Annotated in this window: 7 protein-coding genes; 3 read left to right on the top strand and 4 right to left on the bottom strand. The window is 73.1% G+C overall.

The window, feature by feature from the left end; translation table 11 throughout:
- Positions 1 to 276: 276 nt before the first annotated feature.
- Positions 277 to 828: a MarR family winged helix-turn-helix transcriptional regulator gene (locus LMU33_RS32755; protein WP_228624403.1), complete on the bottom strand. Its 552-nt coding sequence runs from the start codon at positions 826 to 828 to the stop codon at positions 277 to 279.
- A gap of 110 nt (positions 829 to 938) precedes the next feature.
- Between LMU33_RS32755 and LMU33_RS32750 the strand changes: the two genes are divergently transcribed.
- The gene (locus LMU33_RS32750) at positions 939 to 2228 is read left to right on the top strand and encodes an MFS transporter (RefSeq protein WP_228624402.1); all 1290 of its coding nucleotides are present in this window, start codon (positions 939 to 941) and stop codon (positions 2226 to 2228) included.
- Between the two features lie 196 nt (positions 2229 to 2424).
- Here the strand turns inward: LMU33_RS32750 and LMU33_RS32745 are convergent, their stop codons facing one another.
- Together LMU33_RS32745 and LMU33_RS32740 are read right to left on the bottom strand one after the other, a co-directional pair.
- Complete coding sequence (locus LMU33_RS32745) at positions 2425 to 4071, bottom strand: ATP-binding SpoIIE family protein phosphatase (protein ID WP_228624401.1); 1647 nt, start codon at positions 4069 to 4071, stop codon at positions 2425 to 2427.
- Positions 4072 to 4202: 131 nt separating this feature from the next.
- On the bottom strand, positions 4203 to 5582 hold the full coding sequence (locus LMU33_RS32740) for an NAD(P)/FAD-dependent oxidoreductase (RefSeq protein WP_228624400.1): 1380 nt from the start codon (positions 5580 to 5582) through the stop codon (positions 4203 to 4205).
- A gap of 376 nt (positions 5583 to 5958) precedes the next feature.
- On the opposite strand from LMU33_RS32740, the gene LMU33_RS32735 reads away from it, so the two are divergent.
- Positions 5959 to 6747 (top strand): TetR/AcrR family transcriptional regulator, encoded by a 789-nt coding sequence (locus tag LMU33_RS32735; protein WP_228624399.1) that lies wholly within the window; start codon positions 5959 to 5961, stop codon positions 6745 to 6747.
- Positions 6748 to 7102: 355 nt separating this feature from the next.
- Complete coding sequence (locus LMU33_RS32730) at positions 7103 to 9025, top strand: sigma-70 family RNA polymerase sigma factor (RefSeq protein ID WP_228624398.1); 1923 nt, start codon at positions 7103 to 7105, stop codon at positions 9023 to 9025.
- A 64-nt stretch (positions 9026 to 9089) separates the two neighbouring features.
- Here LMU33_RS32730 and LMU33_RS32725 read toward each other — a convergent pair whose 3' ends face one another.
- Positions 9090 to 12467: an AfsR/SARP family transcriptional regulator gene (locus LMU33_RS32725; protein ID WP_228624397.1), complete on the bottom strand. Its 3378-nt coding sequence runs from the start codon at positions 12465 to 12467 to the stop codon at positions 9090 to 9092.
- Between the last annotated feature and the right edge of the window lie 310 nt (positions 12468 to 12777).

Here is a 12777-nt window from a genome sequence, read left to right as displayed (position 1 = left end):
GGGGGTTTGTCTTCCCGGCCGTTGGGCCGTTCCGACGCCTCAAACCTTAGCGGATCCGCTCGGCGATTCCCAATCGGGCCGCCGGGCTCCATTCGAATTGAATTCGGGCACGCCGAATACAACCCGTCCGGGAGATCGAGCTGATGATGTGAGGGGTGCCGCTCGAGGCGGCGAAGCGCTACCGAAGAACCGTTACGGCTCCGTGGCAACCCGAAGAACTTTACGGAGCGGCCAGGGGTGTGTCAACACCCCCTGTCAAGATTTTTTACGGCGGCCTCAGTCGAGGTCGCTGAGCCGACCGCCGGCGTCCGGCTGGGCGTCCTCCACCCTGCGCAGGAGCCTGGTCAGAACCTCGCCGAGCACCGCGCGCTCCGCCGGCGTGAGGTCCTGGAGCAGGTCCTCCTCGAAGACGGTCGCGAGGCGCATGGCCTCCAGCCACTTCTCACGGCCCTCGGGGGTCAGCTCCACGATCACCCGGACGCGGTTGGACTCGTCACGCTCCCGGGTGACGAGTCCCTCGGCCACCATGCGGTCGATCCGGTGGGTCATCGCAGCCGGCGTGAGGCCGAGGCGCTTGGCGAGGTCGCTGGGGCCCAGGCGGTAGGGGGCACCGGAGAGGACCAGTGCCTTGAGCACCTCCCACTCGGCGTTGCTGATGCCGAGGCCGGCGGTCTGGCGGCCGTAGGCGACGTTCATGCGGCGGTTGAGCCGGGAGAGCGCCGAGACGATCTTCTCGACCTGCGGATCGAGGCCCTGGAACTCGCGCTGGTAAGCGGCGATCTGCTCTTCGAGCGTCGGTTCCGCGACGTCGGGGGCGGTGTCGGCCATGGCCGCAGTATCGCACGCGGTTGCTTTGCGTCGAAGTCCTTCTCTGTGTAGTCTTTAGCTTCGAACTTTAGCTTTGAAGTCTTCAGATGTAACTAGTGAGAGAGGTGAACGTGACCAGGGCGATGGGCGCAGCGATGCGCCGGATCCACGTGGGTAACGCACTCAGCGCGTTCGGGCTCGGCTTCACCGTCCCCTACCTGTACGTCTACGTGGCGCAGGTGCGGGGGCTGGGAGCCATGACGGCGGGACTCGTGCTCGCCGTCTTCGCCGTGGCCGCGCTGATCGTGCTGCCGTTCGCCGGCAGGGCGATCGTGCGGCGCGGCCCGCTGCCGGTCCTGCTCGCCGCCCTGGTCACCGCGGCGCTCGGCGCACTGAGCCTCGGACTCGCGGGCAACGCCGCCGCCGTACTGCTCTCGGCCGCGGCGCTCGGTGCCGGGCAGGCCGTGATGCAGCCGGCGCTGGCGACGATGATCGTGGACTGCTCCACCGCCGACACGCGGTCCCGGGCGTTCGCGATGCAGTTCTTCCTGCAGAACCTGGGACTCGGTATAGGCGGCCTCATCGGCGGTCATCTCGTCGACGCCACGCGCGTGTCCTCGTTCACGCTGCTGTTCGCGATCGAGGCGGCCATGTTCCTGCTGCTGGTCGGGGTGATGGCGACCGTGCGGATGCCGCACTCGCCGCGGATCGAGGACGCCCCGGCCCGGTCGGCGAAGAGCAGCTGGAAGCGGCTGCTCGGGAACCGGGCGATGGTGCAGCTGTGTGTGCTGGGCTTCGTGCTGTTCTTCGCCTGCTACGGCCAGTTCGAGTCCGGGCTGAGCGCTTACGGCGTCGAGGCCGCCGGGATATCCACCTCCGCGCTGGGGACGGCCCTGGCCGCGAACACGCTGATGATCGTGGTCGCCCAGTTCGCCGTGCTGAGGTTCGTGGAGCGCAGCCGGCGGTCCCGGGTCATCGCCGGTGTCGGACTGATCTGGGCCGTCGCGTGGCTGGCCGCCGGGTACGCGGGGCTGGGGCACGGCAGCCAGGAGATGGCGACGGCCGCGTTCGTCTCGACCTACGCGCTGTTCGGGCTGGGTGAGGCGATGCTGTCGCCGACGGTCGCTCCGCTGGTCGCCGACTTGGCTCCCGAGGGGATGGCCGGGCAGTACAACTCTGCGTTTGCACTGGTCAAGCAGCTGGCGCTGGCCGTCGGTCCGGCGGTGGGCGGGCCGCTGGGTGCCTCGTTGCACGCGCCGTACATCGTGACGTTCCTGCTGTTCTCGCTGGGGATCACGGTGCTTGCGCTCCGGCTCGGGCGGAGGCTCACCCCCGTCCAGGACCAGCCTTGGTCGGCACGCGGGACCCGCGTGGTTGCCCGGGGTGGTGCGCCTGCGGAGCCGGTGGGCGCGGAGGCGTGAGGCACCCGGCGCCGGTGCTGGGCACGTCTGGGGGCGCTGCTCGCTGAGAGGTGCCGCTGCGCCCACCCGTGCCGCCCCGAGCGGCACGGGTGGGCGCAGCTACGGCGGCACGCCTGCGTGACCCAGCCCCCGACCACCCGCACCCGCACCCGCACCCGCACCCGCACCCGGCAACGGCCAAGGCCCCCCACGGCGCCTAGCCCTTCGGCAGTACGAACTCGCACCACACCGCCTTGCCGCCGCCAGGTGTCCGGCGGCAGCCCCAGTTGGACGCGATCGTCGCCACGATGGCGATGCCCCGGCCCGACTCGTCGCCCGGTTCCGCGCGTCGGCGTCGAGGAAGGTGATCGTCCCCGTCCGTCACCTCGATGATCAGGCGGCGGTCGGTGCGGCGGAGCCGGAGCCGCATGGGCGGGGTGCCGTGCTGGAGGGAGTTGGCGACCAGCTCGCTCGCGGCGAGGACACCGAGATCGTGCAGCTCGACCGGGAAGCGCCAACTCGTCAGCACACCGGAGGCGAACGCGCGGGCGCGGGGGGCCGCTTCGACGCCGCCGAGGAGTTCCAGGGCCGCGTTGCGGAAGAGGTCGCCGTCGGGGCCCGTGCGGGCGGGGTGCTGGAGGACCAGGACGGCGACGTCGTCGTCGTGGTCGGCGGTGACACCGGCCGAGCGGACCAGGCGGTCACAGACGACCTGCGGGGAGCCGGTGGCGCCGGCGAGGGCGCCTTCGAGGGCCGCGATACCCTCGTCCAGGTCCTCGTCGCGGCGTTCGACCAGGCCGTCCGTGTAGAGGACGGCCGTGGAGCCCGGGCCGAGCGCGATGGAGCCCGACGCGTGCATCCAGCCGCCGGTGCCGAGCGGCGGGCCGGTGGGCTCGTCGGCGCGGGAGACGGTGCCGTTCTCGTCTCGGACCAGGATCGGCAGGTGCCCGGCGGAGGCGTACACCAGCCTTCCCTCGTTGGGGTCGTGGACGGCGTAGACGCAGGTGGCGATCTGGTTGGCGTCGATCTCGGTGGCGAGGCCGTCCAGCAGCTGGAGCACCTCGTGCGGGGGGAGGTCCAGGCGGGCGTAGGCCCGGACGGCCGTACGCAGTTGGCCCATGACCGCCGCTGCTCGCACACCCCGGCCCATGACGTCGCCGATCACCAGGGCCGTGCGGCCGCCGCCGAGGGTGATCACGTCGTACCAGTCGCCGCCGACCGCGGCCTCGGTGCCGCCGGGGTGGTAGGTGGCGGCGATGCGCAGGTCGTCGGGCTGTTCCAGTTCCTGCGGCAGCAGGGAGCGCTGGAGGGTCACCGCCGTCTCGCGCTGGCGGCGCTCGCTGGCGCGCAGCCGCTCGGCGGCCTCGGCGTGGTCGGTGACGTCGGTGGCGAAGACGAGCACCCCTCCGTCGCGGTCGCCGCCCTCGTCGACCGGGGTGCAGGTGAACGTGTAGGAGCGGCCGTCCACGGCCTTGCGGGACTTCAGGGTGCGGGGCTTGCCGCTGCGCAGCACCTGGTCGAGGAGCGGGAGCAGGCCCAGTTCGGCGAGTTCGGGCAGCGCCTCGCGGGCGGGTGTGCCCGTGGGCCGTACGCCGAAGGCCGCCACGTAGGCGTCGTTGACGTACGCGATGCGGTGGTCGGGGCCGTGTACGAGGGCGACCAGGGCCGGGACGCGGTCGAGGACGTCGCGCGCGGGCAGTTCGTCGACGGCGGGCACCGGGGCCGTGCCGTCGGCCGGCTTTCCGGCGCGGGCCGCGGGCACGGAGCCTTCCCCCCGCCGGTCCGGGGAGACCGGGATCTCGTTCCGCGCGGCGGCGCGGCGCTGCGTTCCGGGGAGCCGGGCGCTCCAGCGCGTGAAGTTCACTTGGGAAGAAGCCTCGTGGGTGCTGAGGGCGGGCGGGTGGCTCGTCCGAGGACATGGGGCAGTCTGGCAGGGGGCGCGCCGCGGCGACATCGGTCAGACGCCTGGGCGGGCCGGGTAGTTCCTTGCTCCGGTCAGGACGACCCCTTCGGGTCGTCCGAGGGGCTGTGAGGAGGCTTTCCACCGGCAGCGAGTTCGAACTCCGCTCGGGGATGTTCGAGCGAACCGAGCGAGACGATCTCCCGTTTGAAGAGTCCGGCGAGGGTCCATTCCGCCAGCACACGGGCCTTTCGGTTGAATGTGGGCACCCTGCTGAGGTGGTACACGCGGTGCATGAACCAGGCAGGGTAGCCCTTCAGCCTGCGCCCGTAGATCTGCGCGACGCCCTTGTGCAGGCCGAGGGAGGCGACCGAGCCGACGTACCTGTGGGCGTACGTCTCCAGGGGCTCGCCGCGCAGCGCGTGGGCGATGTTGTCGCCGAGGGTCCGGGCCTGGCGGACGGCGTGCTGGGCGTTGGGGGCGGTTTCGGTGCCGGGTTCGGCGGCGGTGACGTCGGGTACGGCGGCGGCGTCCCCGGCCGCCCAGGCGTGCTCCGTGCCGTCGACGGTCAGCCGGGCGGTGCACTTCAGCCGGCCGCGTGCGGTGAGCGGCAGGTCGGTGGCGGCGAGCAGCGGGCTGGGCCTGACGCCGGCGGTCCACACGACCGTGCGGGTCGGGAAGCGCTGGCCGTCGCTGAGGACGGCGACGCGGTCGGCGCAGGAGTCCAGGCGGGTTTCGAGCAGGACCTGGATGTTGCGGCGGCGGAGCTGGGTGACGGTGTAGCGGCCCATCTCCTCGCCGACCTCGGGAAGGATGCGGTCGGAGGCCTCCACGAGGATCCACTTCATGTCCTCGGGGCGGACGTTGTGGTAGTAGCGCGCGGCGTAGCGGGCCATGTCCTCCAGTTCGGCGAGCGCCTCCACGCCCGCGTAGCCGCCGCCGACGAAGACGAAGGTGAGGGCGGCGTCGCGGATCGCGGGGTCGCGGGTGGAGGAGGCGATGTCCATCTGCTCGATGACGTGGTTGCGCAGGCCGATGGCCTCTTCGACGGTCTTGAACCCGATGCCGTACTCGGCGAGGCCGGGGATGGGCAGGGTGCGGGAGACCGAGCCGGGGGCCAGCACGAGCTCGTCGTAACCGAGGAGTTCGGCCGGTTTTCCCTCCTCGGCGGTGGCGAGCGTGGTGACGACGGCGGTGCGCACCGCGTGGTCGATGGACGTCACCTCGCCGACGACGACATGGCACTGGTCCAGGACGCGACGCAGCGGTACGACGACATGGCGAGGGGAAATCGAACCCGCGGCCGCTTCGGGAAGGAACGGCTGGTACGTCATGTAGGGGTCGGGAGTGACGACGGTGATGTCGACCTCACCCCGCCTGAGCTCGGCCTTCAGCTTCCGCTGCAGCCGCAGTGCCGTGTACATCCCGACGTAGCCGCCGCCGACAACCAGAATGCGCGCACGTTCCTTCACCATCCCATGACGCACCCGGCGCTGTTGTTTGTCCACAGCCCCGGCAATTTGTGTGACCGGCGGCCGGGTGTGCGCACAGGCGGGCGCGGTGTCGGGGCGGGACGAAAGGGGGCAGGTCAGCGGGTGCGGGCGATGAGGTGCGAAGGTGCGGAAACGGGACGTACGAGACCCGTACTCCGATCGGGGGGCGCACTGTGCGGAACCTGCCCCTTCTGAATTGACTCCCTCTCAACTATGTTCGTGTGTCGACGGGGTGTAGGGAATGTGGTCGAACGGGTGCCGCGACGGACGGGCCCGGTCGAGAACGACGTCAGTTCCACGCACTTCGGAACACTGACGGGGAGTCTCCGGGGGGAGACGTCATTACCGGGGGAAACACATGCATGTTCAGGACTCGCATTGGTCATCCGCAGCCACCCTCGCACCGGGTGGCGGGGCGATGAGCGCGGCGGTGGGCAACGGACGCGCCGACGGGGCGCGTAAGACACCGCTGCGGGTGGACGCACAGCGCAATCTGGAGCACGTGCTGCGTGCGGCGCGTGAGGTCTTCGGCGAGTCGGGTTACGGCGCGCCGATGGAGGACGTGGCCCGGCGGGCCCGGGTGGGTGTCGGCACCGTGTACCGGCGCTTTCCCAGCAAGGACGTGCTGGTCCGGCGGATAGCCGAGGAGGAGACCGCGCGGCTGACCGAGCAGGCGCGGGCCGCGCTCGGGCAGGAGGACGAGCCGTGGTCGGCGCTGTCCCGGTTCCTGCGGACGTCCGTGGCGTCGGGGGCGGGCCGGTTGCTGCCGCCGCAGGTCCTGCGGGTCGGCTCCGCGCAGGGCTCCGCCGGTCCGGCCGAGTCGGGCGGTTCCGGCGTGGCGTCCGCCGAGGAGGCTCGGGTGCCTCAGCAACGGGTGCAGCCGGGGTCCGGTGAGCTTCGGCTGGTGCCCGGGGAGTCCGCCGGGGCCGCTGATGACAGCGGGGTCGGGGCGTTGCTGGATGTGGTCGGTCAGCTGGTGGACCGGGCGCGGGCGGCGGGTGAGCTGCGGGCGGACGTGTCCGTGGGGGATGTGCTGCTGGTGATCGCCACGGCGGCGCCGTCCCTGCCGGATGCTGCGCAGCAGGCGGCGGCTTCGGCACGGCTGCTGGACATTTTGCTGGAGGGGTTGCGGTCGCGTCCCGCATAGGGGATTGGGGTCGCGTCCCATGTAGGGGTCCCCGCCGTCGGCGGCTGCGGGTGGGTGCCTTGTGGACGGTTCGGGGTGGGTGGTGCGTGCGGTCGTCGGACTGCGGGGGCGTGGGGGCTGGTCGCGCAGTTCCCCGCGCTTCTCTGGGGGTTGCCGTGCTGCCTGCCCCATCGGCGCCCCTGGCCAAAGGCAGCCTTCGCCGCGATTCCCTCGTTCGAGTGGCGGCCGTAGCTCTGCGCTGACAAGGGCCCTCGGATGAGTGGATGCCGTGACCTTGAGGTCCTTGAATAAAGGACAATGTGGCACTCTGAGCCGGTGACGGGTTGGGCTGGGCCGGCGTCGGGGGCTTTCCGCGATGGGCGTTGACGGGTGGGACGAGTCACGCGATGACGACGCGGGCGCGGAGGCCGCTGCGGGCCTGACCCCGCCCCAGGTGCCGAAACAGGGCGGGCGTCCGGCTTCCACCGGCGGGCGGGGCAAGAAGCCCTCCGGCGGGCGGAGCGAGATGAGCGTGCCGGCCCAGCGCGAGGGCAGCATGCGGCCGCCGGCCCGGGAGACGCCGCCCGACGACGGCGAGCTGATCGAGCGGATGCGCGGCGGTGACGACTCCGCCTACGCGGAGCTCTACCGGCGGCACGCGGACTCCGTACGGCGGTACGCGCGCACCTGCTGCCGGGACGGGCACACCGCCGACGACCTCACGGCCGAGGTCTTCGCCCGGATGCTGCAGGCGGTGCGCGGGGGATCGGGGCCCGAGCACGCCGTACGGGCCTATCTGCTCACCTCCTTGCGGCGCGTCGCCGCGCACTGGACCAAGTCCGCCCGGCGCGAGCAGCTCGTGGACGACTTCGCCGTCTTCGCCCAGCGGTCCTCGCGCGCCTCCGAAGTGTCCGACGACGACACACTGGACCTCGGCGCCGATGTGCGCGCGATGCACGAGGCCGAGCAGTCCCTGGCCATGCAGGCCTTCCGTTCGCTGCCCGAGCGCTGGCAGGCCGTGCTGTGGCACACCGAGGTGGAGGACGAGTCCCCGAGCGAAGTGGCCGTGCTGTTCGGGCTGGACGCCAACGGCACCCGCGTGCTGGCGAGCCGCGCCCGCGAGGGGCTGAAGCAGGCCTACCTGCAGGCCCACGTGAGCGCCACCCTCGCCGGTGACGAGGAGTGCGCCCGCTACGCCGACCAGCTCGGCACCTACGCCCGCCGCAAACTGCGTATCCGCGCCGAGCGGGGTCTGCGCAAGCACCTGGAGGAATGCGCCAAGTGCCGACTGGCGGCCGTGCAGATCGAAGAGGTCGCGAGCGGTATCCCCGGTGTCGTCCCGGTCGCGGTCATCGGCTGGTTCGGGGCTGCCGGGTACGCCAAGGCGCTCGGCGTCATCGCGGGCAGCGCCGGGGCGGGGGCGGCGGGTGCCGTCGCCGCGGCCACCGGGTCGTCGTCCGGCGGGGCCGGCGGTACGGGCGGTGCCGCGGCCGCGGAGGGGCTCGGAGCGCCGGTGAAGGCGGGCATAGCGGCGGGTGTGGTCGCGGTGGCCGCCGCCGCGGTGGCACTGGCGCTGGTGAACGACGGCCATCGGCCGGCGAAGGAGGCAGCCGAGCCGTCGCCGTCCGCGCCGGTCGTACGGCACCCGGCGCCGACGCCGGCCCCGCCGAGGAAGAAGCCCTCGCCTGAGCCCGTGGTGCTCGCGCCCGAGCCGACCCCGACGCCGACGCCCACCCCGACGCCGACGCCGACGCCGAAGCCGACGCCCAAGCCGGCTACCAGGCCCACCCCGACGCCCACACCCACACCCCCGCCGACACCGACACCCACGCCGACCCCGACCCCCACTCCGCCGCCCGCGCCCACCGTGTACGAGCTGAGCGACCTCGGTTACGACGTGGACGGCGACGGCACCAAGCCCGAGATCCAGCTCGCCGAGAGCAGCTGGGTGTGGCAGCGCTACGGCATGTCGATCGGCGGCAAGCAGTACGCGCGCGGGGTGACCGTGCACGGCGAGTCCTCGGTCACCGTCGCCCTCAACCGGCAGTGCACCGCCTACGACGCACTGGCCGGTGTGGACGACATGACGCTCGGCCTCGGCAAGGTGTCCTTCTCCGTCTGGGCCGACGGGGTCCGGCTCTGGCAGTCCGGGATGGTCAAGGGACACGACCGGGCCGTGCCCGTCCATGTGGACCTCACCGGGCGCAGGACCGTACGGCTCGTGGTACGGCCGCACAGCAACGTCTTCGACCAGGCGGCACTCGCGGACTGGGCGGAGGCCCGGTTCACCTGCCGATAGACCGGAAGGCGGGAAGGACCCAAGACCGGAAGACGGGAAGGCGCCGGGAGAACGGTGGTGGTCCTCACCGGCCGGGTTCGGCGGCCGCCTCCGCCGCGTCGAGCTCCCGCAGTACGTCGGCCGCCCCGAGGGACGAGCCCAGGGCGCGCTCGGCCGTGTACCGCTCCGGCGGCAGAGTCGCTCGGGCGTCGGCCTGCACCCGGATGGCCTCGCTGCACTCCGGCTCGGGACGCGGATTGCCGTCGCGCCAGTGGTCCGCGGCGGCGAACAGCCGGACCGCACCGGCCAGATCGCCGCACCGGGCCCGCAGGCCGGCCGCGATGTCCACCAGCCCCGCCGTGATCGACTCGGCGCACCGCTGGGCCACGGCCACGCGCAGCGCCTCGGCGGCGATCGGCAGCCCGTGTGCGGGGCCCGACTCGTCGGCGGCGAGGAGCGCCTCGACGCTGCGCAGGGCCGCCTCGAACTGCGGTGGCGGGGTGCCGCCGCGGGCCAGGGCGCGGGTCTCCTCGTACAGCTCGCGGGCACGGGCGAGCTGCCCGTCGTGCAGGGCGATGTGGGCGCGCAGCAGCAGCACGAAGGCACGCGACTCCGGCACCGCGTACCGGTCGGCGGCCGCTCCCGCCTCCTCCAGGGCGGACAGCGCGGTCTTCCGGTCTCCGGAGCGGTAGGAGATCTCGGCGAGCCGGGCCATCAGGAACGGCGACTCGGCGTAGGCCCCCACCTCGTAGGCCAGGCGCAGTGCCTCCTCGTACTCACCGCGCGCCTCGGCGAACCTGCCGCGGGCCATGGCCGCCTCGCCCGCCGCGCTGCACACCTGGGCCCGCATCCAGCGGTCCCCGACGCGCCGGCTGAGCGTCCGCAGCTCGGCCAGGTCCTCGTCGACGCCCCGCAGGTTGCCCGGGGAGTCGACGATCACATGGGTGCGGTACATCAGGGAGACGCCGATCTCCCAGTCACCGCCGTACGCACGGCAGTTGGCCACGGCCGCGGCCATGTCCGGGCCGACGTCCGCCGGGCCGCCCAGGTAGTAGGAAGTCAGCGGCCACACGATGCCCGGGAGCCGGGCGGCGTGGGGACCGCCGCGCTCGTAGGCGGCGCGGACGCGCGCGACGTACTCCGGGGCGCGCGGGTCGGCCGAGTGGTGCTCGGTGCTCGATTCGGAGGTCAGGAACAGGTCGAGCATCCGCAGGTCCATGCGCAGCTGACGCAGCGGATGCCCGGCCTCGCCGTCGGGCACGGCGAGGAAGGCGCCCACCGGGTCGGCCGACTCCACCAGGGACATCAGGCCGGGGGCGGCAACGAGGGGTTCCCCGGTCGCCGAAGCGCGCCCGGACGCCGAGAGAGTCGGCGGCTCCGGGCTCGCCAGGGTGTCCAGGGCCACGCCCAGGCGGAGGACCAGGCGGACCCAGGAGACCGCTTCCTGGCGGTGGTTGCGGAGCCACCAGAACCAGCCGATGGCCAGGACGATCGCGCCGGCCTCCGGCTCGTCGCCGGCGCGCACGGAGCGGTCCAGGGCCGCCCGGATGTTGTCCAGCTCGGTCTCCAGGCGGGAGATCCACGGCAGTTGGTCCGCCGACCGCAGGCGTGGCTCGGCCTCCTCGACCAGCGCCCGCGCCCACGCACGATGCCGGCGCTCGGCCGTGGCGCGCAGCCCGGAGACCTCGGCCGCGCGCTCGATGGCGTACTCGTGGATGGTCTCCAGCATGCGGTAGCGCATGCCGCCGGAGCCGTCGGGGCCGCCGGGCGCGGCCACGACGAGGGACTTGTCGACGAGGGCGCCGATCAGGTCGGCCGCCGGGCCGGTGCAGACGGCCTCGGCCGCCGCGAGGTCCCAGCCGCCGGCGAAGACGGACACCTCGCGCAGCACCGTACGCTCCCGCTCGTCCAGCAGGTCCCAGGACCAGTCGACGACTGCGCGCAGGGTCTGCTGGCGGGGCAGGACCGTGCGGCTTCCGGAGGTGAGCAGGCGGAAGCGGTCGTCGAGCCGGTCGGCGATCTGCCGTGGGGTCAGCAGCCTGAGCCGGGCGGCGGCCAACTCGATGGCGAGCGGCAGCCCGTCCAGGCGGCGGCAGATCTCCGCCACGGCCCCGGTGTCGGCGAGCACCGCGTCGGCGTCGGGACGGACGGCCTTCGCGCGCTCGGCGAACAGGCGGTGCGCCTGCTCCGGGACGAGGGGCTCGACCGGGCGCACCGACTCACCGGGGACGCCCAGGGGTTCACGGCTGGTCGCGAGGACCGTGAGCCCCGGGCAGTGGGTGAGGAGGGTCTCGGCGAGGGCGGCGGCCGCGCCGATGACATGTTCGCAGTTGTCAAGGATCAGGAGTTGGCTGCGCGGGGCGCAGTACTCGATCAGCAGGGCGACGGGGTCGGCCTGCGGGGTCGCCAGCTCGTTGGTCAGCAGCACGGTCTCGCGCAGACCGAGCGCGCTGACCACGGCGCCGGGCACCGCCTCCGGATGGTCGAGCGGGGCCAGCTCGACCAGCCATGCCTGGGGGCGCCCTGCGGCGGCCTCCTCGGCGAGGCGGGTCTTTCCCGAGCCGCCCGGTCCGGTGAGCGTGACCAGGCGGGCCCTGTGCAAGTCGGAACGAATGGCCTCGAGTTCTGGTTCCCGCCCGACGAAGGACGTCAGGCGGGGCCGGAGATTGCCGGTCCGCTCAGGGGGTTGAGCGGGGGCCGGTGGGTTCGATCGGGCCGGTCGGGTCGACGGCTGCGGTTGTGGTTCCTGCTGCTCGAGCAACGACGCGTACAGCGTTCGGAGTTCCGGGCCGGGGTCGGTGCCGAGGGTGTCGGCGAGGGTGCGGCGGGCGGACTCGTACGCGGCGAGGGCGTGGGCGGTGCGGCCGCTGTCGCGCAGGGCGCGGATGAGCAGGGCGTGCAGGGGCTCGTCCAACGGGTGCGCCGTGGTGAGTTCCGTCAGCTCCGGTACGACGTCCGGGGCGCGGCCGAGGTCGAGGGCAGCGGCGGCCCGCGCGCGGGTGGCCTCCAGTCGCTGGGCCTCCGGGCGGGTGGCGGCGGTGCGGTCGGCGAGGTCGGCGAGGGCGGGGCCGTGCCAGAGGGCAAGGGCCTCGGTGAGCGTGCGGTGGGCGGTGGCGGGGTCGCCGGTGGTGAGGGCCTTGGTGCCGGTGCGGACGAGGCGCTCGAAGACGTACAGGTCGACGTCGTCCTCGGTCGCTTCGAGGCGGTAACCGCCGGGGGTGGAGGCGACGGTGTGGTGTCCGAGGGTGCGGCGGAGGCGGCCGACGAGGGCTTGCAGGGCGGCGGGGGCGTCGCTCGGGTGGTCGTCGGCCCAGATCTCGTCGATGAGGGTTTCTGGGGTGGTGGTGCGGCCCGGGCGGAGGGCGAGGGCGGTGAGGAGTGTGCGCAGGCGCGGGCCGCCGATGGGTACGGGGGTGCCCTGGTCGTCCGCTGCTTGGGCCACGCCCAGGATTCTGTACCGCACCTGGGCATTGTCGCGGGGGGGCGCGGGGTGGGGCACGGGGGTTTCGTCGGCGGCGGGCGATCGCGTACCCGGTGCCGCGGCCGGGCAGGGTCCGGGCGCCGCTCGCTGTGAGCGCCGCGCCCCACCCGTGCCGCCCCAGCGGCACGCATGCCCGCAGGCTACGGCGGGGGCGCCCCGCAAGGGACGCGGGAAACTGCGCGACCAGCCACGACGGACCGCAGTCGGCACACGGCAGGAGCCACCTCGCGCGGGGCCTGGGGGCGGCAGCGCCCAGCAGGGCAGGGGCAGGCACCCTTAGCCATCAGGCACC

Source organism: Streptomyces barringtoniae, from assembly GCF_020819595.1.
GTDB lineage: Bacteria > Actinomycetota > Actinomycetes > Streptomycetales > Streptomycetaceae > Streptomyces > Streptomyces barringtoniae.
Note: the sequence above shows the minus strand (reverse complement) of the source record. Positions and strands in the feature narration are given on the sequence as shown.